This is a genomic window from Paenibacillus sp. FSL R5-0701, assembly GCF_037973995.1.
In the GTDB taxonomy this organism is placed as follows: Bacteria; Bacillota; Bacilli; order Paenibacillales; family Paenibacillaceae; genus Paenibacillus.
On sequence record NZ_CP150230.1, the window covers coordinates 5,643,173 to 5,669,235 of the forward strand.

19 protein-coding genes are annotated in these 26,063 nt (G+C 49.7%); 7 read left to right on the plus strand and 12 right to left on the minus strand.

What is annotated here, in order from left to right; all coding sequences use genetic code 11:
- Positions 1–14: 14 nt before the first annotated feature.
- The 9 genes from MKZ13_RS24965 to MKZ13_RS25005 all read right to left on the minus strand — a co-directional run bounded on the left by MKZ13_RS24965 (position 15) and on the right by MKZ13_RS25005 (position 10,276).
- Positions 15–1,358: an LLM class flavin-dependent oxidoreductase gene (locus MKZ13_RS24965; RefSeq protein WP_339179055.1), complete on the minus strand. Its 1,344-nt coding sequence runs from the start codon at positions 1,356–1,358 to the stop codon at positions 15–17.
- Positions 1,359–1,680: 322 nt separating this feature from the next.
- A complete protein-coding gene (locus MKZ13_RS24970; protein ID WP_221820974.1) occupies positions 1,681–1,959 on the minus strand; it encodes a glutaredoxin family protein in 279 nt (92 codons plus the stop codon).
- Between the two features lie 217 nt (positions 1,960–2,176).
- Complete coding sequence (locus MKZ13_RS24975; protein WP_339179058.1) at positions 2,177–3,130, minus strand: aminoglycoside phosphotransferase family protein; 954 nt, start codon at positions 3,128–3,130, stop codon at positions 2,177–2,179.
- 193 nt (positions 3,131–3,323) lie between these two features.
- Positions 3,324–5,051, minus strand: coding sequence for a glycosyltransferase family 2 protein (locus MKZ13_RS24980; RefSeq protein WP_339179060.1), 1,728 nt, complete (start codon positions 5,049–5,051; stop codon positions 3,324–3,326).
- 66 nt (positions 5,052–5,117) lie between these two features.
- On the minus strand, positions 5,118–6,659 hold the full coding sequence (locus MKZ13_RS24985; RefSeq protein ID WP_339179063.1) for a GT-D fold domain-containing glycosyltransferase: 1,542 nt from the start codon (positions 6,657–6,659) through the stop codon (positions 5,118–5,120).
- Between the two features lie 5 nt (positions 6,660–6,664).
- Entirely contained in the window at positions 6,665–7,396 is a 732-nt protein-coding gene (locus MKZ13_RS24990; RefSeq protein WP_133387054.1) for a sugar phosphate nucleotidyltransferase, read from the minus strand.
- Positions 7,393–8,166, minus strand: a complete 774-nt coding sequence (locus MKZ13_RS24995) for a glycosyltransferase family 2 protein (protein WP_221820979.1) — start codon at positions 8,164–8,166, stop codon at positions 7,393–7,395. Before MKZ13_RS24995 ends, MKZ13_RS24990 begins: the two co-directional genes overlap by 4 nt.
- Complete coding sequence (locus MKZ13_RS25000; RefSeq protein WP_221820982.1) at positions 8,166–9,278, minus strand: glycosyltransferase family A protein; 1,113 nt, start codon at positions 9,276–9,278, stop codon at positions 8,166–8,168. Before MKZ13_RS25000 ends, MKZ13_RS24995 begins: the two co-directional genes overlap by 1 nt.
- 41 nt (positions 9,279–9,319) lie before the next feature.
- The gene (locus MKZ13_RS25005) at positions 9,320–10,276 is read right to left on the minus strand and encodes a glycosyltransferase (RefSeq protein WP_221820984.1); all 957 of its coding nucleotides are present in this window, start codon (positions 10,274–10,276) and stop codon (positions 9,320–9,322) included.
- A 470-nt stretch (positions 10,277–10,746) separates the two neighbouring features.
- On the opposite strand from MKZ13_RS25005, the gene MKZ13_RS25010 reads away from it, so the two are divergent.
- Together MKZ13_RS25010 and MKZ13_RS25015 are read left to right on the plus strand one after the other, a co-directional pair.
- The gene (locus tag MKZ13_RS25010; RefSeq protein ID WP_221820985.1) at positions 10,747–11,001 is read left to right on the plus strand and encodes a hypothetical protein; all 255 of its coding nucleotides are present in this window, start codon (positions 10,747–10,749) and stop codon (positions 10,999–11,001) included.
- A gap of 45 nt (positions 11,002–11,046) precedes the next feature.
- Positions 11,047–12,612, plus strand: coding sequence for a M4 family metallopeptidase (locus MKZ13_RS25015; RefSeq protein ID WP_221820987.1), 1,566 nt, complete (start codon positions 11,047–11,049; stop codon positions 12,610–12,612).
- Positions 12,613–12,782: 170 nt separating this feature from the next.
- Here the strand turns inward: MKZ13_RS25015 and MKZ13_RS25020 are convergent, their stop codons facing one another.
- On the minus strand, positions 12,783–17,975 hold the full coding sequence (locus tag MKZ13_RS25020) for a WIAG-tail domain (protein WP_221820990.1): 5,193 nt from the start codon (positions 17,973–17,975) through the stop codon (positions 12,783–12,785).
- A 295-nt stretch (positions 17,976–18,270) separates the two neighbouring features.
- On the opposite strand from MKZ13_RS25020, the gene MKZ13_RS25025 reads away from it, so the two are divergent.
- Positions 18,271–19,482 (plus strand): YheC/YheD family protein, encoded by a 1,212-nt coding sequence (locus tag MKZ13_RS25025; protein WP_339179072.1) that lies wholly within the window; start codon positions 18,271–18,273, stop codon positions 19,480–19,482.
- 85 nt (positions 19,483–19,567) lie between these two features.
- Complete coding sequence (asd, locus tag MKZ13_RS25030; RefSeq protein WP_047841263.1) at positions 19,568–20,359, plus strand: archaetidylserine decarboxylase; 792 nt, start codon at positions 19,568–19,570, stop codon at positions 20,357–20,359.
- 347 nt (positions 20,360–20,706) lie between these two features.
- On the opposite strand, the gene MKZ13_RS25035 is transcribed toward asd, so the two are convergent.
- Together MKZ13_RS25035 and MKZ13_RS25040 are read right to left on the minus strand one after the other, a co-directional pair.
- A complete protein-coding gene (locus MKZ13_RS25035; protein ID WP_036605807.1) occupies positions 20,707–21,492 on the minus strand; it encodes an AraC family transcriptional regulator in 786 nt (261 codons plus the stop codon).
- 369 nt (positions 21,493–21,861) lie between these two features.
- Complete coding sequence (locus MKZ13_RS25040) at positions 21,862–23,322, minus strand: PLP-dependent aminotransferase family protein (protein ID WP_313771448.1); 1,461 nt, start codon at positions 23,320–23,322, stop codon at positions 21,862–21,864.
- 154 nt (positions 23,323–23,476) lie between these two features.
- On the opposite strand from MKZ13_RS25040, the gene MKZ13_RS25045 reads away from it, so the two are divergent.
- The 3 genes from MKZ13_RS25045 to MKZ13_RS25055 all read left to right on the plus strand — a co-directional run bounded on the left by MKZ13_RS25045 (position 23,477) and on the right by MKZ13_RS25055 (position 25,914).
- Positions 23,477–24,094: a pyridoxamine 5'-phosphate oxidase family protein gene (locus MKZ13_RS25045; RefSeq protein ID WP_221820993.1), complete on the plus strand. Its 618-nt coding sequence runs from the start codon at positions 23,477–23,479 to the stop codon at positions 24,092–24,094.
- Positions 24,095–24,272: 178 nt separating this feature from the next.
- Positions 24,273–25,571, plus strand: a complete 1,299-nt coding sequence (locus tag MKZ13_RS25050) for an aminotransferase class I/II-fold pyridoxal phosphate-dependent enzyme (RefSeq protein WP_221820994.1) — start codon at positions 24,273–24,275, stop codon at positions 25,569–25,571.
- Positions 25,572–25,788: 217 nt separating this feature from the next.
- Positions 25,789–25,914 carry a YjcZ family sporulation protein gene (locus MKZ13_RS25055; protein ID WP_206759599.1) on the plus strand — a complete coding sequence of 42 codons (126 nt, stop codon included), beginning with the start codon at positions 25,789–25,791 and terminating at the stop codon, positions 25,912–25,914.
- The last annotated feature ends 149 nt before the right edge of the window (positions 25,915–26,063 follow it).

Consider the following 26,063-nt stretch of genomic DNA (forward strand, 5'->3'; position numbering starts at 1 on the left):
TCGCTCCCTATCAGTTATGCCAAATCAGATACAACTTGCTTCTTCGCAGCCGTATAACGGTTAACCGGAATCTGTACCCCAAGGTTACCTCGCAATGTATCGTGTTCATAGTCCGTACGATACAGGCCGCGTTCTTGCAGAATCGGCACAACGAGTTCCACAAAATCAGACAATCCACTCGGCAGTTCCGAAGCAATAATGAAACCATCCGCTGCTTCCGTCTCAAACCATTTCTGAATCTTGTCAGCGACCTGCTCCGGTGTTCCCAGGAATTTGCTGCGCGGTGTTGCTGCCCGCAGAGCCACTTCACGCAAGGTCAATCCCTGCTCTTTGGCATCCTTCTTGATCTTGTCGGTTCCACTGCGGAAACTGTTGCTTCCAATGCCATTCAGCTCCGGGAACGGTTCATCCAGCGGATATTGGGAGAAATCATGGTGTTCGAAGAAACGTCCCAGATAATCCAGCGCTTTATCAATGGTAACCAGGCTCGCGATCTCCTGATATTTCTGTTCAGCTTCCTCTTCCGTCCGTCCAACAATAGGATTGATGCCTGGCAGAATAACAATATCCTGTGCAGAACGTCCATAGGAAGCCGCACGTGTTTTGACATCCTTATAGAATGCCTGTGCATCTTCAATCGTATCGTGTCCGGTAAAGACAGCATCCGCTTCTTGCGCCGCCAGCGTTTTGCCATCTTCCGATGAACCTGCCTGGAAAATCACCGGCTGTCCTTGCCGTGAACGGGCAATGTTGAGCGGCCCCTGTACGGAGAAGAATTCTCCTTCATGATTAAGCGTGTGCAGTTTGGATTGGTCGAAGAATACACCGCTCTCTTTGTCTCTTACAAAGGCATCATCTTCCCAAGAGTCCCACAACCCTTTGGTTACCTGTAAATATTCCGCGGCAATGCGATAACGTTCCGGATGTGAAGGGTGACTGCTCTTGCTATAGTTCTTCGCTGTACCTTCCAGCGGAGAAGTCACGACGTTCCAGCCTGCACGGCCATCACTGATCTGATCGAGGGAACCGAACTGTCTGGCTACGGTGAACGGATCACTATAGGATGTCGAGAGGGTACCCACCAGTCCAATACGTGAAGTAACGGCAGCCAAAGCGGAGAGGATACTGATTGGCTCGAAGCGATTCAGGAAATGCGGAATGGATTTCTCGGTAATATACAGACCGTCTGCGATAAAGACCAGATCAAACTTGCCTTCCTCCGCTTTCAGTGCCTGACGTTTGTAGAATCCAAAGTTAACGCTGGCATCCGACAGAACCTCCGGGTGTCTCCATGTGGTGTTGCTTCCTCCAACCCCATGAATAATGGCTCCAAATTTCAAACTGCGTTTCGCTGTCATATGCACTCCGCCTTCCTTGGATTAGAATCTTCAAAAGAATGATCAAGGGCCAACTGAACTGATTACGTATGCAAAATAACTTAAAAGTTAACTATTCCTATGAGTTTGGTTTGTTTTAATTTCACAAATCTTATCACTGCCCCGTAAAAGGGTCAACAGCGCGACTAATAGATTTTTTCTATATGAACATTGAAGATGTAAATATGACCATTTACATCCCAAGTGAGCCATAGCTTTTGAACGTTCCAGCTGCTGTACAAATGCGATCTTGCATCATGCAGCAGCCGGAACGGCTTGCTCCAAAGGTATATATCAACTCCCGTTAGACTGCTGCCGCTTCGTCCGCTCGTGCCAGAAGTTCAGCCAGCTTCTCCAGATCAGGTTCCAGCAAGGCTTCAAACTTGCCGTCCCCTCCCACTTCAATGACGGGTACATGCCGAATACCATATTTTGCTTCAAGCACATCACGCAGCACGTCATTGCCCTGCACTTCAATGTTCTCAAAAGGCTGGTTTCGCTCTTTCAGAAATGCTTTCACTTCCCCGCAGAAATGACAGCCTGTTTTGCTCCACAGCACGACTTTTTTGGTTGATGATGACATCGACATACCTCCTGATTAGTTTTAAGATCAAGATCTGGGCGATTGAATATGAACGCCCTAGACCTTCAATTCCCATCTGTTAAATAAGAATTATGGCTCTAAATGTACTCCTGTGCCCTACCTGCGTCAATGGATCTGCTAATAGAATAAACCTATAACCAAATAGAAAGATTAAATTATAAATTTGAAAGATGGCTTATTTTACAGGATTGAATCGCTATTGGCCCCTCCTAACCTGGTTAAAAGCTTGTTTTGCTAAATCAGTGTAGAACTCGATCTGATCCGGACTTCGATCTATAGCCCACCTCAGGGTATCAAAAGCTTTCAATAACAACACACGGCTCGCTTGATTCAGTTCGCGCTCTTGCTCTTGTGTGCCTGTCCCATATCCTTCTAAAAACGCTTTCAATTCTTCCTTGTCAGGACCTTCACCCCGTAGCTGGCATTGCATGAGTTGAATGATATCGCCATACGGCACGACGGTGACCTCCGCATTCCCCCAGTCCAGAAGGGTAATCTCACCCGTTGAACTTACGATTGTATTCTTCAAGGAGAGATCGCCATGGCATAAACCAAAGCTGAACTTTTGCAATTTCAATTGTTCGAACCACTGCCTTACGAGCTGTGATTCCTTCATCGTAATGACACCAAGCTCAATCAATGGATCTTGCTCCGTGAGACTATTGATATTGTATTGCACATATCCTTGCCAACTGCCATCTGATCCTGCATGAGGGGGAGAGTAAAATTGGTTTTGTACGGGATCATGCATTTCCCTTCCGAAACCTGCCACCGGGATGGATTGCATACGTTGTGTGTACTCACCGAGTTTCCTCCAAATCACAGACGTGGGCACTGTCGTGTCCAACCCGTTATCCCCTTCCACATACGTTTGAATCATATAGGCATGTTCAGCGTTGACCCCAACGGACAATGTCTCTGGCCCAGGAATACTGGCACTCGCCGCTTGTTCGATGCACCATTTTTCTTTCACAAAGGTAGAATATGTATCTGGATCGTTCATGCGTACAACCACTTTATGACTTGCCGTCTCCACCAGGCAGACCTGATTAACAAAACCTTTACCGATGATATGATGTGAGCATGTTACTTTTTCCAGCAAAAAATCACTGGCAATCTGTTCGGCTTGTCTGACTATAGAATTCTTCATCCCGCATCCTCCCTATCCCTATATCATGATCCCAAGTTACGCTTGATGATAACTGCGTTGGTCATATTGTAAAAAGAATTCGTTGATCTTTCAATTATTCGGATGCGGAATGAATCAGAGCGATTCCACAGGGTACCGCTACATTTTCCATTCCGCATCATGCTGCTGATTCGCATAACTAGATTGCCTGACATTACAGATCTGGGTTCAAGAGCTGAGGTGGGGCGATAATGGGCCAGCCTTCTTCCATCGCATTCAGTTGGTCCGCAGACACGCTGACAATATGCCCGGAATGTACACCCCAGCGTTCTGCGGCATAGACCGATACAAATCGTCTCCGCTTGTCTCCGCTGATCTGATATCGAATCTCGGGTGCATCCACTGCGGCAACAATACTTCCTTCTGCCCATCCATTGTGAGAACCATGAACCGCTGTCGTATGCACCTGTTGTGATTCCCTCGGCCATTTTTGCACGTCCCCCGCTGATATCAGTGCTTCTCCGGCAGGAATGGCGAGCAGATCCGGCTTGGCAACCTGAACAGGAGATATTCCACGCGGTACAGGGATGTTCAGCTTACGCCGCCGACCGCCAGTTAGAGTATAGACATCTCCTTTGGCATCGGACAGGAACGAACCTTCCGGGTAGAAGTCATAACTGTGTCTGAACTGTAATGCTGGATCTTGGCTGCCCTGCGTTGAGATTCGCTGACGCGGATCCATTGGGGTTGTGTCACCATCCTCTTGTTGACCGGATGGGGTACCAGAGGTTTGTTCTCTAGCCAAGCGAGAGGTTTCGGCAACCAGCGCATGAGGATCTCCCCACTTTTGGCTATAAAACTGCTCGTTATCCTTATTCACTACAGCAAAGTCTTGCTCACCCAAGGCTTTCATACTGACACTTCCGAAGTGGTGGATAAAAGCATCCCCGGCTACCGCAAGCTGGTATCCTGCCAGCTTCACCCGGATGATCCAGTCATCATCTTCGAAATTGCCCACCGTGTACCCTTCGTCCAGATAACCTACCCGTTCCAGCAGCTCCCGTGAGAACAGCCAGCAGAATCCGACCAGGCGATCGGTTATTCGATGTTTGTCTGCATCCGGACGATTATGTGTGGCGGCAAAAGACCACATCTCTTCTACCTCACGGTACGGAACCTCAATCTGCTGATCCCCACCAATATAGTTGGTCACCGGACCCACCACACCAATCTTTGGATCACTGGCAAGACAAGTCATCATGTTATCCAGCCAGCCCGGAGTAACAAGCGTATCGTTGTTCAGCACGATGATATGTCGTCCTCTCGCCATCATCAGCCCATGATTGACACCTCCGGCAAACCCCCGGTTCTGATCCAGGGCAGCCACCCTCACCATGCCTCCTTTGCGGAGCATGGCCTCGGCAGTTCCATCCTTGGAGGCATTATCCACAACAATGATCTCGAAGGGGGCAGGGGTATGCTTTTCAATACTGGACACACATTTCAGCACATACTCCCGCTGATTGTACGTGGGGATAATAATGCTAACTCCTTCAAAAACAAGACCAAACGAGCTCTGTCCCTGTCGGACACCTTCGTTGTATCCTCTGGTATACCCCTGTTTGTAGAGCCTGGCGCCTTTGGGTGTGCGCCTGCTTTTGCCTTTACGTCTGGATTTCCGTATTGAGCGACGACCTGCTGCATGCAGGACTGCCATGTCAGATCGCGAGACATCGTGTTGTGTGGCACGGCGTGCCGCTTTTTTTTCGCTGCTTATGCTGCCATTCCGGTTGTTTTCACTGCGGCTGTTGTCACTGTGAGTGCTGATATTTGGAATGATGTTCAGATGACTGTGACCCTTTCGACGGACAACATTTCGAGCATTAACCTTGTTGTTACGACCATGACGTCCTTCCCCGCGCTGTTGATCGGGTGTGTTCATGTTGCTCCCTCCATTTCCACTTGTCCGTGAGACCAACACGCACATAACCAGCCCCCGGACGGTCCACTAGAGTTGAAGCTCTCCTGTTACCAGTTTGTCAGCCAAATGTCCAAAGTCCAGAGCGACCTTGCCGAGTTCACCTGCAATTCGCCGACACAGAATGACCGCCGGAATTCCCGCCGCCACTAACGCGATATCAAAAGCATGTTCTGCGGTTTGCTGCATCACCCTCGGAATATCCATAACTCCTGCCACAGAACCAATGATGCCTGTGACATGAATCCCTCGGCTATGCAGCAGTGCCGCAAGCTCTGGTGCCTGGCTGCCTATGAGCAGAACCCGCCGTCCTTGCAGCAAGGGCAACACCAGGCCGGACTGATGCAGACTGTAATTGATCGTGGAACTGGTCAATTTCAGCCGGGACCAGTCGATCCCGAAGTGGCGTAATACCGGGAATAACAGCCCCTGGAAGGTCGGTGCCCGCGAGATCGGCACGCCAACCCAGTCGGCGGCCTGTATGGCTTCCGCAAGCATCGCGCGGATGTCGGGGGTTGAGCATGGCACCCCTGCATAGGGCAGAAACGGTGCCAGCTCCTGCACTTCCTGGCCTGGCAGCACCGTATCGGCTGCCAGCGTGAGCAGTTCGCCATCTCCGAGGCGAACGACAGACAAGGGGCGCTGCGCATCCAGCGCCGCCGTGATGTGTCCAGCCATCTCATGAGGGCTGGACAGCCGGGCCAGGCTGGGCGCGTATTGGCGGAATCCCGCCGCGATCAGATCTGCCGCCGCCACGGCAGGCAGAATGTGATCCGGCGGGATGTGCTGCGCCACCAGCGCCTCCCCGCCGGCGAATACGCCGTCGCGGTAGCCCTCGGCGTAGCCGCCGGGCACGGCCTCCGCCTGCACTGCGTGCTCCGCGGGCGGAGGCGGCAAGCCCTTCGCGCTGCCCGCATTCGCGCCGGCAGCGCCTCCCCGCCCCGCGGGGGCGACACCCTTCGGGTGTGTCGCCTGGCGCGGGGCGGGGCCAGCACCGCTGGCAGGCATCGCCGGTGGCGTGCTGGCTTGCGGTGCTGGCAAGGGCGCACGGCGCATCGCCGTGCGCTGCTTGGCGCGGGCAGCGGCACGCCGGCCCCGCGCTGGTGCCGGCCTGCGCCCAGCAGTGGCCTGGCGCAGGCCGGCTTTACCTTTGCCGGTGCGGCTGGCTCTTGCCGCTTTGCTCGCACTCGCAGAGCCAGCTTTGCCTGCTCTGCCAACAACACTGCCTGTGCTGCTCGCTTTCCTTGCAGCAGCCTTATGCGCTGCGCCGGCAGATGTACCCGCTTTGGTCAGGGTACTACGTTTCCCTGACTTCAGACCTTTGACTCCAGCAGAACCTGTACCTGCTGCTGCCGGAGTGCCACTGCCCATAAATACGGCCGGGTGGATGCCCCGGGGTTTACCCGACACGGAGACCCTAGCGGCCCCGGTGCGTGTCACTACTCTCACGCCATTCCCTCCTTTGGCATGCACGAGGATTGTCGCTGCGCAAAGCGCCGGAGCATCCTTCCAGCTCCGGCGCAGAATGTTCTGCTCCCATGGGGCACCGCACAGCGGCAGCATTAGTCGCATATATTTTAGGGCAATTGTCCTTTCATACGGACAGCTGCTTCCTGGAGCGAATCAAATGTACCTGCATCACTCCAGTATTTCTGCAAAATGTCGTATTCCAGTCCGCCAGCAGATGCGTAGTGATTATTCACATCCGTAATTTCAAGTTCTCCGCGCGCAGACGGAGCAATGTTGCGAATCAGGTTAAATACATGATCGTCATACATGTATATGCCAGTCACACAATAAGAGGTTTTCGGCTGGCTTGGCTTCTCCTCAATGTAAGAGATTCGCTCTGGATGCTTTGGATCAAAAACAGGCACCCCGTAACGTCGTGCATCATCCACCTCTTTGAGCAGAACTCGCGCTGTACCAGCAGGTTGCTGCATGTAACGGTCCACATAAGGCTTCAGATCATCGCTGAAGAGATTATCACCGAGAAGCACAACGAATTTTTCGCCAGGAAGAATAAAGGAAGTTGCCAGGTCCAATGCTTCCGCAATCCCGCCTGCCTTTTCCTGAATGCGATAAGTCAACTTCACCCCATGATCCGCTCCGCCACCAAGATACTCTGTATATAACCCGGCGGAATGTTTGTTGATCACAATCAATAGTTCATCAATGCCTGCCTGGCGGAGCCTGTCGATGCCATACATAATCATCGGATGTTTACCGACTGGAAGCAGATGTTTGTTAATGAGCCGGGTCAGCGGATACAGTCTAGTTCCTGTTCCGCCGGCAAGAATTACACCTTTCATTCCACGTTCCCTCCTTCATCGGATATGTCCATATATTCAAGCGGATCGACATGCCATTTGTTCATAAAAATCGAACGATTACGCTCAAGCAGCTGTTTCCATGCTACCGGATCTGTCTTCTGGAAGCTGGCACTTCCCTGATGATGCACGAGAACATCTCCACATACCAGCAGGCGATATCCCTGCAATCTTGCTCTATAACAATAATCGTCATCCTCATAGTGTCCCGGAGAATATGCCTCGTCAAGCAGTCCAACCGATTCCACGACATCTCGTTTCATCAGCATGCACAGACCGACAATCCGACGTACTTCCCTCCACCTTGAAGAATCCGCAACATTATTGGAATGGGCCAACTCCTGAAAATGTTCCATGTCCCGAAACGCCAATTCAATCTGCTGGATGCCGCTTGCATAATTCGTAACAGGACCCGTGATCCCAATGCTTGCGTCACTGTACAGCGCCGTTCGCAGGTTCTCCAGCCAACGGGGCGTGACCGTAACATCATTGTTCAACAGCAACAGCTCATCCCCGCAGGCTGCACGAAGTCCAGCGTTACACGCTGCCGGAAACCCCCGATTGTCCGGGAACCTTACAAATCGAATTCGCTCCAGCGCACAATATTCAGCCGTTCCATCCGTCGAACCGTTATCTACCACGATAATTTCATATGACGCAGGATCGCCCGAGTATTGACGTATGGCATCGATGCAGGGCCTGATCAGATCCAGACCATTGTACGTTGGGATAATCATACTCGTCAGTGTCATTAGGCGTTCCTCCTGTAAGCCACTTCTACACGGGAGAGTGTATGTGCCTGGGCTGGATTCCAACCTGTACCCAGCAATGTAGCCAGTGCCTCCAGATGATCTCCGATGATCAATTTGGCGACGTCATTCCCACTTCCCGTGTTACCAGGACGCAACCGATTGGAACGAATAACATCCACCTGACTTGGTGCCGAGACGTTCATTCCATGCTGAATAGCTAGACTTTGTGCCTTAGGTGGAACGGCCAGTGATGCTGGTTTCACGGTCTGAATCATACGACGAGACAATGCATGGGGCACGGCTGTCATGGAATTGGAACCCAGATCTGCCCTGCCTAATGTTCGGTTCAGATATGCTTTGATCCGGCTTACCTCATCCTGCCCTGCAAACGCAGGAAGCAAAGACGTCAGATTATTCAACGCCACATCCTGTCCCCGATCAACTGCGAACAGAAAGGGTGCAAGCTGTTCAGCCGAGACGACCATATCTCCATCCACAAAAAGTACCGTCTCCGCATCCGTCATCTTGGCTCCAAGTGCCCTGCCGACATCATGTCCTGCCCGATCAGGTTCATAGATTACTGTAAGTCCCGACTGCCTTAGTACCTGCTTCAAACTGTCATCTGTCGTTCCATTCAGTACCACAATAATATCCGTCAGAGGCAACCGCTTGAGTTGCAATAACACCTGCCCCAGTGTGTGTTCTTCATTACAGGCACAGACAATGGCAGCAGCCGAATGACGAAGAGGTAGCGGCACGATCTGGAATGAATGTCCCGAGGCCTGAGCATAACCCTGCATAAATGCCTTACCTGCCTTCAGAGCTAGCTCGAAATTGCTTAGCTCCGCAACGTTCGCCGCGTGTGCATTCCATTCGAGACGTGCGTGTTTTTCTGATACTGTGTTGTTCGCCTTTGCCTCGCTTCCTGCAACTTGCCCCGCTTTCCACATCAAGTGCAGATCTACTTGGCCCGACTTTGCTCGGCTTCTTCTTTTTTTTTGAATATCTACATGCTTCTTGTTCCTAAGACGCTTGTTCATTACTGTTCTTTCTGCTGTCGTTTGTCTATTTGTTGTCCGCCTGCGGCGGACAACCCCTGAACGTCCCTTCATTTCCTCACCTCCAGCATGCTGCATCATCCGATGCGACATGCTTACCTCGCCAGGTTGCGAACACGTTTCAGATCGGTATAACCTCCGCGGGGACCGAGCGTATCCGTAATCCACTTGATCGCTGCCATATGATCATTCAGTACCACTTGACTTAGCGGATCAGGTCCGCTTCGCTTCTTGTTTCGAACTGCATTCATTCTACCCACAGGTACGTGATGAACAGCGCGTACCCGAAGACCACCGATCACGGCCTTGGCTTGTGCGAGTGGCGGAACTTCCAGTGAGGATATGCCCATGACCTCAAGTCCTTTTCGGCTTATTGCATGTGGAATAGCTGTCATGGATGCCCCCCGGAGATCGGATCTTGCGAGTATGCTGTTCAACATGTGTTTGGCCTCCACTACCGGATGAACGGGATGATGAGTGACCGGCCCATGGTAGTCGTTAAGCGCCACATCCGTTCCCTTCAGCACAGCCTTCACGTAAGGCGCAAGGTGCTCTGCGGGAATTGCGATATCTGCATCAGTAAATAGCAACACCTGACCATAGGCCGCTGCCGCGCCTACTTTTCGTCCTCCATCATGCCCCAGCGCTTCTGCATATGTGAGCACTCGTGCTCCAGCCCGTTTGGCTGCGTTAGCCGTACCGTCTGTTGAACCATTCACAACGACCAGCACTTCAGCATCACGGCATATCCTCCGCGCTTCACGGACAACTGCACCAATCCTTTTCTCCTCATTCATGGCAGGAATAATGACCGAGAGCATCGGTCGCCGAGAAACATCCCTGTGTGAAGGAGCATCACTCATGCCATTTTCCGCTCCATTCTCTACTCCATCCTCAGCCTGTGACATCAGCTGTTTGGATGGAATAACGAACGTATAGGCCTTTGTACCCTTTTTGTGTCCAGACTTCCATTTTCGTTTCTTCAGTACTGTTTTTCTTCGTGTCACATTGGATCGACTTGCATAACGTGCTGTGGCACGGGTTTTACGCAACAGTTTCACCTCCCGCATTCGATCATCGGCATGCCAAGGGAGTACACGTTATTCTATGTATTCGTGGAGCAGTGGAAACGGCGTTTGTCCTTGCACTAAGCAGGTTCTCCCTGTGAACACGAGGGTACAGGCCTTGCTTTTAGACAAAATACGTCAAAATATGTGGAAAACGCTACCTCTCCCCTACTTCAGACACAATTTTAACAAAAATCTAAAATTGTATCTTTTCCAAAGTTTTACATTGTGATAATATACGTTCCAAGCAGTTTTATTTACAAAAATAACCTTATGGTGAACATAAGTTCCCCTATATTTTTTAAATCAATTTATTGACCTTAGGTTGATTAGATGATGACCTCATTCACAGAACCTGTTAAGCAGATACATTTTACTCTTGAGAGGAGTGATGCCGTTCAGAACACACTGCATTTGTCATTTACGCAAACCCGGATTGAACACCCCAGTTTTCCGTGAACGTATCTTCTACCTGCGCAATTGGACAACCCCCGGCTTTGCTGAAAGAGGAACACAATAGACGATTAAACCTTCGGGTTGAACTGAATAAACGGTTATCCTTTTTGTTTGGTGTCGTGCCTAACACTTCCCGAGCTAAGGCCAAGCCGATTTTGTTCCAATCGTTTCTTGTCTCATTCCACGCTTCAGGTCTAGCCCCACGCTCCGCGCTGCCCAAGTTGCAGACGGAATTCCAACCGAGACTGGCATGAACATTTTCCAACCAAAAAATAAGTATAAGAATGGGAGAGTTTACTATGAAATTCGCCAAAGTTATGCCAACAATTCTTGGAGGAGCTCTTTTGCTCGCTTCCGTATCCTCTGCTACTGCAGCTCCAGTGTCTGATCAATCCATTCCACTTCAGGCCCCTTATGCCTCTGAGGAGGGTATTCCATTGAACAGTGGAACAGATGATACCATCTTTAATTATCTTGGACAGCAGGAACAATTCCTGAATTCCGATGTGAAATCCCAGCTCAAAATTGTCAAAAGAAACACAGACACATCAGGCGTAAGACACTTCCGCCTGAAACAGTATATTAAAGGTATCCCGGTTTATGGTGCCGAACAGACAGTCCACCTGGATAAAACCGGAGCCGTGAGCTCCGCACTTGGCGATCTTCCACCGATTGAAGAGCAGGCCATTCCGAATGATGGTGTAGCCGAGATCAGCGGAGAAGACGCGATCCGTATTGCAACCGAAGAAGCAACCTCCCGGATCGGAGAGCTTGGTGCAGCGGAAATCACACCTCAAGCTGAATTGAACATCTACCATCATGAAGAAGATGGTCAGACGTATCTGGTTTACATTACGGAAGTAAACGTACTGGAACCTGCCCCTCTACGGACCAAATATTTCATTAACGCAGTGGATGGCAGTATCGTATCCCAGTTTGACCTCATTAACTTTGCCACTGGAACAGGTACAGGTGTGCTTGGAGATACCAAAACCCTGACAACCACCCAATCCGGCAGCACCTTCCAACTGAAAGACACCACTCGCGGCAATGGCATCCAAACGTACACGGCGAACAATGGCTCCTCACTGCCTGGTAGCTTGCTCACGGATTCGGATAATGTATGGACCGATCGTGCAGGTGTAGATGCTCATGCTCATGCTGCTGCTACGTATGATTTCTACAAAAACAAATTCAACCGTAACGGTATTAATGGTAACGGATTGTTGATCAGATCAACCGTGCACTACGGCTCCAATTACAATAACGCCTTCTGGAACGGGGCACAGATTGTCTTTGGTGACGGAGATGGAACGACGTTCCGATCCCTGTCTGGTGACCTTGATGTTGTGGGTCATGAATTGACGCATGGTGTCATTGAATATACAGCCAATCTGGAATATCGCAATGAACCAGGTGCACTCAATGAAGCTTTTGCCGATATTTTCGGTAATACGATCCAAAGCAAAAACTGGCTGCTCGGTGATGATATCTACACACCTAACACTCCAGGAGATGCGCTGCGCTCCCTCTCCAACCCTACATTGTACGGTCAACCTGACAAATACAGCGATCGCTACACAGGCTCACAGGACAACGGCGGTGTCCATATCAACAGTGGTATCATCAATAAAGCCTATTTCCTTGCTGCTCAAGGCGGAACACATAATGGTGTGACTGTTACCGGAATCGGTCGGGATAAAGCGATCCAGATTTTCTACAGCACACTGGTGAACTACCTGACACCAACGTCCAAATTTGCCGCTGCCAAAACAGCTACCATTCAAGCAGCCAAAGATCTGTACGGAGCAACTTCCGCTGAAGCTACTGCCATTACCAAAGCGTATCAAGCTGTAGGCCTGTAAAATCTTATTTTATTGTGGTTGAACTTATAATGTACTCATCATAATGGTAACAAAACGTTCAGACACCCCTCACCGTCCGAACGGATTAAGCTTAGATCAACCAAAAGCGGTGTCCCGGACAACTCTGGACACCGCTTTTGTCATTTGTTTATTACGGATACAATCCTGCACTATCCTTGCGAAGGTCCCGCAGCAATCCATGACAACAACCCGTACGTATGCTTGCAATCTGCTGTACGTGACACTTCAAGTACCGCTTCATCCTCACTCTGCGACAGCAGGGAAATCTGGAATCCCCGATCATTACTCATGCCCACAATCACATAATGTTCTGAAGCAAATGATTCTTCAAAAACAACAGTTACCTCTGTGGATGCTTCACTCTCTGGCAGTACAAAAGCTTCCATCCCGAATTGTTGTACAACCGGTTGTTTGCTTACGCTGCGAACGGGCTGGAAGGCCAGATGTTTGGCTTGAACTGCCCCCGATTGCAACTGGCTGCTGCCCACGGCATCATCACACAGATGCTCCTGTGTAATCGATTGTTCACTTAACATAAACTCCGTAGTTCCAGCGATCTCCTGTGACCGTTCAAGCTGTGGTTGCTGAGCCTGATCTGCCTGCTCCGTCGTGAACAAAGCTGCCGATGGTTCGCCAAGCTGATCTGTTTGGGATATCAGCTCTTGTTGTTGATCCTGACCAGCAATTGGTAATGCCTCGACAATGACCTGCTGTTGCTGTACACCTTTATTTTCTGGTTGAAGCAATCCCTCTTGTCTTTTGATAGCTGCCAGTTGCTCCAGCGTTTCTCCACTGAACTGACGAATCGCATTCCATATCTCTTCGCTCAAATGCGCCGGACCTACAATCCCCACATTCAAGTGATTAGAGGTAATACTCTGCTCACTCAGTTTGCTGCCGTTCACGCTGCCATCGGCCAATTTGGCACTTGTGACGGACCCATTTTGCAGATGAACCCCGCTTACTGATTCCTCTTCCAGATGAGTTGTGCGAATACTGCGTTCTTGAATATGATCAGCAAGAATGGTTCCATCCTGAATATGACGAGATTGCACACTTTTGTCTGCTATGTGAATAGCCGATACCGCACCTTCAAGCAATTTATTACCGTTCACACTGCCGTCAGCCATTTTGGCACTTGTTATGGAACCATTGTGCAGGTGAATCGCACTTACCGATTCCGCTTTGAGGTGGGAGATCCCAATGCTTCGCTCTTGAATATGGTCAGCATGTATGGCTCTCTCTTGGATATGACGGGATTGCACACTTCCATTGGCAATATGAACATCCGACACCGCATCTTCAAGCAGTTTGCTGCTGCTCACACTGCCATCCGCCAGTTTGGCACCCGTTACGGATTCATTTTGCAGATGAACCGCACTTATTGCTTCCTCCTCCAGATGGGACGTACCAATGCTATGCTCCTGAATATGATCAGCAAGGATCGCTCCTGTCTGGATATGGTGAGTTTGCACACTTTCCGATGCGATATGGCTCCCCAATACAGCATCTTCGAGCAATTTGCTGCCGCTAATGCTACCATCAGCCAATTTGGCACTTGTGACGGACCCATTTTGCAGATGAACCGCACTTACTGATTCCTCTTCCAGATGGGCGGTGCCGATGCTTCGTTCCTGAATATGACCAGCATGAATAGCTCCTGCCTGAATATGCCCGGATTGCACACTTTCCGATGCGATATGAATCCCGGATACCATACCTTCGAGTAACTTGCTGCCAGTTATACTGCCATCCGCCAGTTTGGCACTCGTTACAGATCCATTTTGCAAATGAATGGCACTTACCGACTCCTCTTCCAAATGTGCTGTGCCGATGCTCCGCTCTTGAATATGATCAGCAAGGATTGTTCCCTCTTGAATATGACGGGATTGCACACTATCGTCTGCAATGTGGATATCTGATACTGCTCCTTCAAGCAACTTGCTGCCGGTTACACTGCCGTCGGCCAACTTGGTACTTGTTACAGATCCATTTTGCAGATGAATGGCACTTACTGCTTCCTGTTCCAAGTGAAGCATGCCGATGCTGTGCTCCTGAATGTGATCAGCAAGGATTACTCCTGCCTGGATATGGCGGGATTGCACACTTTCCGAGGCGATATGGATTCCTGACACCGCATCTTCGATCAACTTACTGCCGGTTACACTGCCGTCGGCCAGTTTGGCACTGATGACAGACCCATTTTGCAGGTGAATCGCACTTACTGCTTCCTCCTCCAGATGGGTTGTGCCGATGCTCCGCTCCTGAATATGGTCAGCATGAATGGCCCCTGCCTGAATATGCCCGGTTTGCACACTTTCGGACGCAATATGAACCCCCGATACGGCTCCTTCAAGCAATTTGTTGCCGTTTATACTGCCATCCGCCAGTTTGGCACTTGTTACAGATCTATTTTGCAAATGAACCGAACTTACAGACTCCTCATCCAGATGAACTGAGCCAATACTGCACTCTTGAATATGATCAGCAAGGATTGCGCCTTCTTGGATATGACGGGTTTGCACACTTTCATTGGCAATGTGAGTAGCCGATACGGTTCCTGCAGCTAATTTGCTGCCATCCACACTACCCGTTGCTAATTTGGAGCGTGTTACAGATTCATCCTGCAAAATAATCGTACTTACCGCTTCTTCTTCCAGATGAGATGTTCCGATGCTGCGTTCATGGATATGATGAGGAAGAATCTCACCATCTTGAATATGACGGGAATGCACAGCTCCTTGCTGCAGATGAACAGCACTTGTCGACTCTGCCTGAAGATGCAAACCACTGATCAAACCTGGCTGAAGGTGAGCTGCTGTAATGGATAAAGGTGCCAGATGGTCTGTTTCGACAGATCCGGGTGCCAAGTGATGCGATGTAACCACCTGTTCAGCAATATGCTCCTCATGAATAATGTCTGGCTTCAGATGCTGTGAGCTCACTACTTGAGTCCCCAAATGATCAGACTTCACGCTGCCTTCAGCCAGATGAACGGATTGTACAACGGATGGCTGCAAGTGCTCGCTACCTACAGCAGCCTGTTGCAGTTCTGTCCCGGATACCGAGTCTGCTGTCAAATGGTCCGCACTTATGCAGCCATGCCGAAGTTTGTTGCCGGTAATACTGCCATCAGCAAATAATTCCGGTGAGCGTATTTCTTCCGATAAATGTTCCAGGGATACGGAATGCTGCTTCAGGTGATAGCCGCGTATGGTTCCTGCTGGAATATGTTTGGCATTTATGCTTTCAGCCATGATCTTGGAAGAAGTCACGCTGCCGTCGGCCAGTTTGGCTGACGTGACAGCAAAATCCGCCAGTTTATCCGTGGCCACACTCTCTGGTGAGAGCTTGGGGGAGGTAACCGCATGATCCGTCAGATGAGGCGGAAAAACGGACCCGCCCGCCAGTTGGGTTGATGTTACACTACCAGGAGCCAATTTGTCTGTTGTGACCGCCGCCCGTGCAATCGCATCTGTTTCAACACTGCCCGGCTGAAGATGAGGTACACCTACGGCATGTTCTGTCAGATGCTCCGATTTCACGGCATAAGGTCTCAGGGCCTCGGACCCCACGCTGCCTGGAGCCAGATGCGTACCCGTAACACCACCACCCGCAAGATGCGAGGATGCGACACTTCCCGGAGCGAGTGCTCTGCTACTTACCGATGCCGTTCCAAGTTTTTCTTCTGTCACACTTCCGTCTGCGAGCTTGACGTCTGTCACTGCAGCATCCTGTAACTCAAACGTACCCACCGCCGCCTCAGCCAGATGCCGCTCGGATACTACGCCATCCGCAAGCGCTTCTCCGGATACACTACCGGTTGACAGATGTGTTGCATCGATGCTTCCACTTGCAATGTGAATGGAGTGAATTGCAGCATTGTCTACATGTACCGGCGTAATTCCCCGATTGACAATATGTTCCGCACGAATGGATCCTTTGGCAAGATGTTTCCCCTGCACAGCTTCATCTGCAATTTTGGAAGAAATGACGCTCTGATCAGAAATCTTGGAGGCCGTAATGGACTGTTCCAGCAATTTTGCTGTTCCCACAGACTGGTCTGCCAGTTTGCTGCTGGTTACTGCACCTTCCATCAAATGTTCACTGCCCACTTCTCCATTGCCGATCTGCTCCTTGCCAACTGCATGAGCGCGAATCTGGCTTGAGCCGATTGAACCGTCCAGTAGATGTCTTCCAGTTAGCGAACCCTCGGCTAAATGTCTTGTTTGTATGGATCCATCCTCAATTTGGTCACTTCCAATACTGCCATTAGATAGTTGTGAACGACCGACGGCCCCTTCTGCCAGATGTGTCTGTTTAACAGCACCTGCCTGAATATGGTGAGACTCGATGGATTGTTCTTCGATTTTGCTGCCTGAGACAGCACCTTCACGAATTTTGGATGTAGTCACCGCATCGTCGGCCAATTTGGACGTGTGCACAGCCCCTCCCGTGAGATGCCGTGTATCCACGCCGCTAATCGCAATTTTGTCTCCGGTCACGGCATGATTCTGAATTAAATCTTCCGTGACCAGCATGCGGCTGAGATGCCTTGTGCCGATGGAACCGTCGGCAATTTTGGATGAATCGATTACCTGGTTGCCCAGCTTCTGCGAGGTAATGCTGCCATCTCTGATTTTCTCACCAGCAATAGAAGCGTTGCGTAATTTATGACCGGACACGGAGCCGTCAATGAGATGCTCATCGGATACAGACGCTTCTGCCAGTTTGGCAGAAACAATTGCCCCATCTGCAATGTGAATGCTGGTCACTGCATAATCCTGCAATGCTTCACTACCAACCGCATCCGGTTTCAGCTTGGAGGCATCCACAGAGAAAGGAGCCAACTTGCTCTCCGTAACAGCAAATTCACTCAAATCGTCCGTGTAGATGTATTGTCCGGTATGACCCGGCATCTGGTTTTGGTTCAGGATCTGCAGCCGGTCCTTGCTTGTTATCTCCTGTTTGTTGATATCCTGCTCTTCTTCCAGAGCAAGCGGAGCCAGGCTGCTAACCTGAATCTGCTTTTCCGAGCTATCTTGTGTCTCGACTTCCTTGCGATCAGACTCTACGGGTTCCGGCTTGATTTTGGCTTCGATCCCTAGCTCTTCCAGCTCGTTTGTTGAAGCAGGTAGCTCCGTTGATTCGAATAGGAGTTCTTCCGACTCCTGAACAGCTCTCGAATCCCTTTTATTCATATTCAAGCGTTCTTCCCTATTCACAGTGAAACCTGAGTTCATCTTGTCTGCCCGGCGATCAGTCAGTTCCAATTCCTTAAATTTCGGGCTCACATGCCGCAGTTTCGGCGTTGGAACCTTTTTTTTGCCATTTTTACTCATGCAGCTTGCTCCTTCCTCTAACGTTCATCTCCGGCATCATATGCTCCCATATGGGCATCTGCCACTTCATTTATGACTTTTGCGGATCCCAGAGCACGAATGATACAGGCGTCAAGACAGGAAGGTTCGATGATCTTCGTGGAAATAGGCGTGTCAGGACAGCAGAGGAAAGGCGGCTGTCCACGCCCCCGTCCCAGTCATGTCATAGGATATTATGTCTAGGTCATGTCTGAAAACGCGCTGAGCAAGCACCAGTGCATGGCTATGCATATATACACCGGTCTGCGTTATCGCGATGTCTGAGCCATGCGGTGACAGGCCGGCATTCCATGAATGGACGATCCATGGTCGCGATAACATCGAAGGAGGAACGGTCATGCTCCAAGAAACGATCGGCATTATGTTCGATTCACGCATGTACCGGGGGATACCGGCCGGAAGGACCGGTCAGGAATCACTCGCGAATTATGAACAGGCAGCGGCCAGTTATGGATTAACCCCCTGCTTTTTGAGGCTGGAAGATATCGACTCGGATCAAAAAACATGTCTTGCCTATGTAAAAAAAGAAGGCAGATATGTTCGCGAGCGCATGCCACTGCCCTCCGTCATTCATAACCGATCACTCCAGCTTCGCCGGACGGAACAGCATCAGATTACCAAGCTGATGTTGCAGGGTATTCAGGTATTTAACGTTCGCAACCGGTACCGTAAAGATCACATTCATGACATGCTTCATCAGGACCTCGCCTTGCGAGAACACCTGCCCCATGCAGTTAAAGCTACGCCAGAATCTCTGGCCTATATGATGGAACAATATGATGACCTCGTCATCAAACCATGCAGCGGTAGCATCGGTCATGGTATTATGCGAGTCTTCGAGCGAGATGGACAGTGGAAATTAACCTGTGAGACGAAGGCTTCACGCAAAGGGTGGGCTACCTTCCGATTGAGCAAAGGACAGCTTCCTTCCGCCACCCTAAGGCGGATCTTTCGCCATGCCTACCTCATTGAAGAGCGTATCCCACTGGTACGTTATGAGGGCAGGCCGGTCGATTTGCGGGTATCTGTACAACGTGGCAGCGATGGTCTTTGGGGAATAACAGGCATGTTTGCCAAAGCGGCTCCTGCCCATACGTTTGTCAGCAATATCGCACAGGGCGGTAAAGTCATGAAGCTCGCAGAGGCCCTTGGATTAGGAGAACCTGGCTTCGACCTGGCTCGACTGGAATACAGAATCGGACTTGTTGCACTTCGAATTGCCCAGAACCTGGCGGCCAGTCTGCCACATCTGGCTGATCTGGGCCTTGATCTCGGAATAACGCGCAGCGGCCAGATCTATTTTATTGAATGCAATGGACGGGATCAGCGTTACGGTTTTCGCAGGGCGGGAATGTCGGAACACTGGAAGGCCACGTATAGCAAACCAATGGCTTATGGGCGTCTGCTGCTGGAACAGAATTCGAGGATTCCGAGACAACCGCAGACATACGATAGGAGACTATATTGATTTCGTGTGCATTCTGTGTCAATATTATGCAGAACGGCCGGTCTTGCCGGCCTTGAAGTTCGCATTAACCCTAAGGGGGATATTCATGGCAAAAACGCTGTTGCGATTAATGACCGAGCTTTCTTCGCGCAAATGGATCTCCCGGACTGTGGGAGCCTTCTCCAAAAGCCGGGGAAGTAAGGCATTTATCCCTTATTTTGTCCGGACCTACGACATCCCTGTTCAGGAGGCCGAGAAAGACTGGAAGGAATACCGTTCACTGAACGATTTCTTTACCCGCAAATTAAAGCCGGGCATGCGCCCGTTGGAACTTTCAGAGCATGCACTGATCAGCCCGGTAGATGCCAAGATTACGGCAGCCGGTCCAATATCTGCAGGGACACTCCTGAATGTTAAGGGACAAAATTATACACTTGCTGAATTATTAAACCATTCTCCCCATCTGGAGAAGTACAAGCACGGGTACGGGTTCGTCCTCTATCTCAGCCCTCGCGACTATCACCGCATTCATGCACCAGTCAGCGGCCGCAAAATAGAGAGCGAACACATCAAGGGCAAAGTTTATCCCGTGAATGACTTTGGCCTGACCCATATGAGATCCGTGCTTAGTCGAAACGAACGGCTCATTACGTATATCGCACATGATTACGGTGAAGTGGCGGTTGTCAAAGTAGGTGCGATGAACGTGAGTAGCATACAGTATGCTGATACGGACACAAGTACCTGGGCACAAGGCGATGATCTGGCCTATTTTGAATTCGGTTCCACCGTTGTTCTGCTGACGCAGAGTGGCACATTCGAACCAAACCCGGGCTTACAGCCAGGCGATTCGGTCAAAATGGGCGCATTGCTTGGTCGTTTGAAACCGAAGAACTAATGAGTCCATACGCAAATAAAGAGGATGGCGCAGCACCTGTAACCAGGTATTGCGCCATCCTCTTTATGCATTCATATTCATCCATGTATACATGCAATACGAAGCTTCGCTCCGTCGTTATTGGTCTGCTGAGTTCTCCTCAAAACCACACATCTTGCAAGTCCTCTGCCGGTTTGAAGCGACGCAGACGGTTCCGGAAAATATTGCATCCCTTCGTAGAGCATCCCCGGTTGCGGACCCGACGTTTTCCGTTCATCACAAGTTCCCCCTTTTGGTCATCTGGAATGCTAGATCATTACCCTTGCGTTCCAGACTTGAAACGGTTTCCTGTTATTCTCATCAGAATTTCAACGAATCTCAGACGGGCTTTTGCCGGTATACTGCTTGAACTGACGACTGAAGAAGAAAATATCCCGGTAGCCCAGAGCATCCGCCACTTCGGTCACATTCATGCCGGTATGCACCAGCAGATGTTCCGCCCGTTCAATACGCATGCGGATAATATAAGATTGCACCGATGATCCCACCAGTTCCTTGAACTTGATCGAGAAGTATCGGGGCGATAAGCCAGCCCGCGCAGCCAGATCTTCCACCCGATGCGTAATCCCCGGATGCTGACGCACATAATTGGCGACCTCCTGGATCACATCGGACAACTGGTTGCTCACCTTTTTCTCCACAGGTTCTTCCGTATCGGCGCGCAGCAAATGAATCATCAATTGTTTCAGAATCAATCGGCTCTCTTCATCACGTCCGTACACATCCGATAAGAACAGTCTTACATAACGTGCCAGCAGGTGCTCAAACTCCACCGTTTCCTGTACCTCGCGATAGGACTGGGGAACATCAGCAACAGGCACGTCCACATCAAAATGAATATACGTAAGTACCAGCGGTTTTTGCTTATTATGTGTTGCAGTAGGATGATCTCCTGGCCTGAACAGAAAACAACTCCCCTTGCCAACTTCATACGACTGGTCATTCAGTACAAGCGTTCCTTCACCACTCCATACATAAAATAAATCATAGTTTTGCATCGGTTTTTCGCGCTTCTGCCACTTCCAGCCCGGTTCACAGACAATTTTGGCGACAGCGGGCAAAATAACAAATGATGACGGCGATGCCTGCAGCATGTCGCCACTCCCCCTTGATAGTTAATCTCTCTGCATATGGCATCATTCTGATCTGAATCTCACTTCTTCAATCCAGGCCATATGTATTTCAGTATCTATAGAAATTGAACTAAAGAACATTTACACTTGCCACTTCGATGACAGAACAACCTTCCGATCGCTGTTATCCCCAGATTTTTTGATTCACTTTTACAAAGGTGAAAATCTGACGATAAAGGCGAACGCTCCGCTTCTTCAGGTTATTTCTGCCCTCTACGTTTTCGTGTAAATAATTAGTTCAACTTGTATAGCATGATTAAATACAACTTGCTCATATATGATCTCTGCTCCTACAGGAGCGAAATGTCTTATCCCATTATACAGCGGAATTCACCGAAACGAAAATGTGCACTTCTCCCAGGCTAGCCGCATTCGCCGGATTCCCTCTGTCATCTCTTCTTTCTCCAGATGTGCAAAAGCAAAACAGGCCGCCGGATGACCTGAAGTCAGCCGATATCGCTCTGCATCACGAAACAGTATGCCATCCTCCTCAGCAAGCTTTTTAAACCGCTGATAACTGTCCACATCACCATTCCAGGTAGCGTAGATATGCAGTCCTGCATCACCAAGCTGCATCTTGAATGCCTCCGGCAACTGTAGCTGCATCTCTCGGACAAAAAAATCATGCCGTTCCCCGTATAATCGGGTTAACCGCCGTAAGTGCCTCAGGTAACCCCCTCTGGTCATAAATTTTGCCAGTGCACGCTGCTCTAACAGCGCCGGAGGTACCGGTTCATACAACGCCTTGGCGGCAAGGAGAGGTTCTACCAGACCAGGTGGCAGTACGGCATAGCCAAGTCGGAACGAAGCAACCATCGTTTGTGAGAATGAACCGACATAGATGACGCGCTGTTCACGATCAAGCACTTTGAGGGGTTCAATCGGCCTTCCACCCCATCGGAATTCACTGTCATAATCATCTTCAATGATGACTGCATTCCGCTTTGAGGCCCACGCAAGCAAGGCACGTCTTCTATCCAATCCCAATACGGCCCCTGTTGGAAACTGCCGGGTAGGGGTGACAAATAACGTCTGTGCCTCCCAAGGCAGAGGAATAATGCCTGCGGCATCCACCTCTGCCGGGATGATATGCCCACCACAGGACTTGACGGCATGGGCGATGCCCGGATAACCCGGATTCTCCAATACAACTGCTGTATTCTCCGTAATCAGCAATTGAGATAACAAGGTGATGCCTTGCATTGAACCACTGAACAATACAATCTGAGATGGTTCAGCCTGGATACCACGTGTCCATCTGAGATGGGAGGCGATGGCCTCACGCAGTTCCGGATCACCGGCTGCACCGCTCGATTCTCGCCAACCACTACGATGAACCGCTGCGAGTGCACTCTTCCACTCCCCTAACGGGAAATGTTCTGCAGGCATGCGCTGCATTTGAAAATTAATGACGGATGGCTTCGGTGAAAACATCTGAGTCCGCAGGACTTCATGTTGCGTATTCAACATCTGTACTCGTTCGCCCCAGGCAGACAGCTTGAGAACGGCTTCCTGTTTCTCATTTTCCTGATTGGATAATGTTTCGGTGACAAATGTACCTCTTCCCCGATGTGCATGGACATAACCATCCGCAAGCAGCATGTCGTATACCTGAGCTACCGAACCACGTGACATCTCATATTGCTTTGCCAACTCACGGGTGGAAGGAAGCCGCGTGCCTCCCACCAATGTGCCTGCATGAATGGCATCACGTAACGCATGGTACAGTGCCTCATACTTGTATCGATGCTGAAGTTCATAGGTATCCATCGGCAGCCACAATTCCATCATGCACCTCTCCTCATTTGTCTTCATTATGTGATCCCCGACTAATTGGCCTACTAAAGTGAATGTAAATTGGATCTATTTCATTGTCAATGTATGAATTATTGTTATCCATAAGATATGGCGTTCTATTATACATTTCAATAATGGGGGAATACACATGAGACGGAAAGAATTCACAGTAGATGAAGAACAGGAAATTACCGCATTTCTGGATCAGTGCTCCTTCGGGTTTCTGGGGACGGTCAGTCCGGACGGACAACCACGGGTTACACCGCTGAATTTCGTATATATGGACGGTTGCTTTTATTTTCACGGCAGTCTGGCTGGTGAGAAGATGAAACAGATCAAGCAGGATTCGTCGGTCAGTTTCACGGTAGCTGAAGAGTTCTCCCTGATTCCATCTTATTTCAGTGATCCTGAGCTGGCTTGTCCGGCGACTTCTTTCTTCAAAAGTGTTATGGCCTTTGGTCAGGCTGAACCGGTTAAAGATCTGGACATCAAAGGTAAGGTACTGCAACGATTCATGGAGAAACTCCAGCCGCAAGGCGGATATGTACCCATTGACGCTACTGACTCGCGTTACACAGGAAACCTCAAAGCTGTAGCCGTAGTGCGAATTAGTCCTGAACGGATCAGCGCCAAGTTTAAATTTGGACAAAACCTCTCGAGTGAACGATTCGATCATATCAGTGGTGAACTGGAACAGCGCAATGAAGGAAGAGATGCCGAAACTGCTGAAATGATGCGGAAATACTGTCCATTTCATCAGCAATAAGTTTCATTTCTTGAGGATTACTCCAAGGTCGAATACAACGATAACCCACCCCAAAACCCTCTGCAACAACGCGGTAAAGTGATATAACTGTCATATTGCGTAATTTCCGTGACGGGGGCATGTCAAGGTGATATAATGTTAGGCAGTTGAATCACAAAGACTTGGAAGGATGAAAAGAATGAATCCACTGGCTGAACAGTTGAACGAAAGTATTCAGACAGGCAGCAGTCACGTCTACTCCATGCTGTCACAGCTTGGCAAAGAAATTTATTTTCCTAAAGAGGGGATTTTGAGTCAATCTGCTGAAGCAGCAAGCTTGGCCAAGACCCATAATGCCACGATTGGTATCGCCCTGGAGGGTGGTGTGCCGATGCATCTTCAGGTTATTCAGGAGAAGCTGTCTGCATTCCAACCAAAGGATCTGTATCCTTACGCTCCACCTGCAGGCAAACCTGAATTGCGGACCGTTTGGAGAGACAAGATGCTGAAGGAAACGCCTTCTCTAGAAGGCAAAACGTTTGGCAATCCGATTGTAACCAATGCATTAACCCATGGACTTAGTATCGTAGCCGACCTGTTCGCCGATGAAGGGGACGCTGTCATATATCCAGATAAAAACTGGGAAAATTACGAGCTGACCTTCGGAATTCGTCGTCATGGCCAGTTGGTTCATTATCCCCTGTTCGATGATCAGTTGAACTTCAACAGTGATGGTCTGCTTCAGGCTTTGCTTGATCAAAAGGACAAAGGTAAAGCCATCGTTCTGCTCAACTTCCCGAATAACCCTACAGGTTATACGCCTGGAGCCGAAGAAGCAGATGCCATTGTTAACACGATTCTTCAGGCAGCTGAAGCCGGTGTTAACGTGGTTGCTGTAACAGATGATGCCTACTTTGGACTGTTCTTCGAAGATTCCATTCATGAATCCCTGTTTGGCAAACTTGCCAACATTCATCCACGTGTGTTGACCGTAAAAGTGGATGGTGCAACCAAGGAAGAATTCGTATGGGGCTTCCGCGTTGGATTCATTACGTATGCTCATGAAGATGCAGCCGTTCTGCATGCATTGGAACAAAAAACACTCGGTATTATCCGGGCAACGATCTCCAGTGGCCCGCATCCTTCCCAGACTTTTGTACTGGATGCGCTCAAAGCACCGGAGTTTGAAGCACAGAAACAGGAGAAGTTCGAGATTATGAAAGGCCGCGCCAACAAGGTAAAAGCCATTCTCGATAGCGGCAAGTATGGAGATGCATGGGACTATTATCCGTTCAACTCCGGTTACTTCATGTGCCTGAAGCTGAAAGAAGTTGGCGCTGAAGAACTTCGAAGCCATTTGCTGCACCAATATGGTGTGGGTACAATCGCGCTGGGTGAATCGGATCTGCGAATCGCCTTCTCCTGTATTGAAGAATCCGGATTGGAAGATCTGTATGAAACCATCTATCGTGGAGTTCAGGATCTGCGGACGACTTAGTTAACACAGACCTGTACCCTGAATGATATAAGAACCCTTTGTATAACGGCGACGCTTCATGTCACTAAACATACGAAGGGTTCTTTTGTGTTTTATCTGCCCAAAAGCTTTAATTTCTGGCTTTACCGGGCATCGGCCCAATCAGCCTACCCCCACGGCACATAATATACGATGTACGCAAGGGCGTGCCAAACAACCACTTGAAAGGGGAATGACCATGTCTGGAGTTGAAGATACAAGAGGCGGTTATGGATGCGGCGGTTACGGAGGATTTACTAACACAGGTGCCATTCTCGTTCTGTTCATCTTGCTCGTAATTATCACTAAATCGTTCCTCTGTTAGTACCAATACACACTTGCGCAAGAACCAAGTGATCTGATTGCATGATTCCATTACAGCACAAAGAAGGGTATACCGGGATACAGCCCGGCATACCCTTCTTTTGTTATCTTTTGTACCTCTCACTGATGAACCCAATGTAATAATCCGAG

Bases quoted from the DNA above. Each gene is read 5' to 3' on its own strand.
- MKZ13_RS24970 (WP_221820974.1), bottom strand. From the start codon at position 1,959: ATGTCATCATCAACCAAAAAAGTCGTGCTGTGGAGCAAAACAGGCTGT.
- MKZ13_RS25055 (WP_206759599.1), top strand. From the start codon at position 25,789: ATGTCTGGAGTTGAAGATACAAGAGGCGGTTATGGATGCGGCGGTTAC.
- asd (WP_047841263.1), top strand. From the start codon at position 19,568: ATGGCAAAAACGCTGTTGCGATTAATGACCGAGCTTTCTTCGCGCAAA.
- MKZ13_RS25040 (WP_313771448.1), bottom strand. From the start codon at position 23,322: ATGATGGAATTGTGGCTGCCGATGGATACCTATGAACTTCAGCATCGA.
- MKZ13_RS24975 (WP_339179058.1), bottom strand. From the start codon at position 3,130: ATGAAGAATTCTATAGTCAGACAAGCCGAACAGATTGCCAGTGATTTT.
- MKZ13_RS25035 (WP_036605807.1), bottom strand. From the start codon at position 21,492: ATGCTGCAGGCATCGCCGTCATCATTTGTTATTTTGCCCGCTGTCGCC.
- MKZ13_RS24965 (WP_339179055.1), bottom strand. From the start codon at position 1,358: ATGACAGCGAAACGCAGTTTGAAATTTGGAGCCATTATTCATGGGGTT.
- MKZ13_RS24990 (WP_133387054.1), bottom strand. From the start codon at position 7,396: ATGAAAGGTGTAATTCTTGCCGGCGGAACAGGAACTAGACTGTATCCG.
- MKZ13_RS25025 (WP_339179072.1), top strand. From the start codon at position 18,271: ATGTCTGAGCCATGCGGTGACAGGCCGGCATTCCATGAATGGACGATC.
- MKZ13_RS25015 (WP_221820987.1), top strand. From the start codon at position 11,047: ATGAAATTCGCCAAAGTTATGCCAACAATTCTTGGAGGAGCTCTTTTG.
- MKZ13_RS25045 (WP_221820993.1), top strand. From the start codon at position 23,477: ATGAGACGGAAAGAATTCACAGTAGATGAAGAACAGGAAATTACCGCA.
- MKZ13_RS24980 (WP_339179060.1), bottom strand. From the start codon at position 5,051: ATGAACACACCCGATCAACAGCGCGGGGAAGGACGTCATGGTCGTAAC.
- MKZ13_RS25050 (WP_221820994.1), top strand. From the start codon at position 24,273: ATGAATCCACTGGCTGAACAGTTGAACGAAAGTATTCAGACAGGCAGC.
- MKZ13_RS25020 (WP_221820990.1), bottom strand. From the start codon at position 17,975: ATGAGTAAAAATGGCAAAAAAAAGGTTCCAACGCCGAAACTGCGGCAT.
- MKZ13_RS24985 (WP_339179063.1), bottom strand. From the start codon at position 6,659: ATGCGACTAATGCTGCCGCTGTGCGGTGCCCCATGGGAGCAGAACATT.
- MKZ13_RS25000 (WP_221820982.1), bottom strand. From the start codon at position 9,278: ATGAAGGGACGTTCAGGGGTTGTCCGCCGCAGGCGGACAACAAATAGA.
- MKZ13_RS24995 (WP_221820979.1), bottom strand. From the start codon at position 8,166: ATGACACTGACGAGTATGATTATCCCAACGTACAATGGTCTGGATCTG.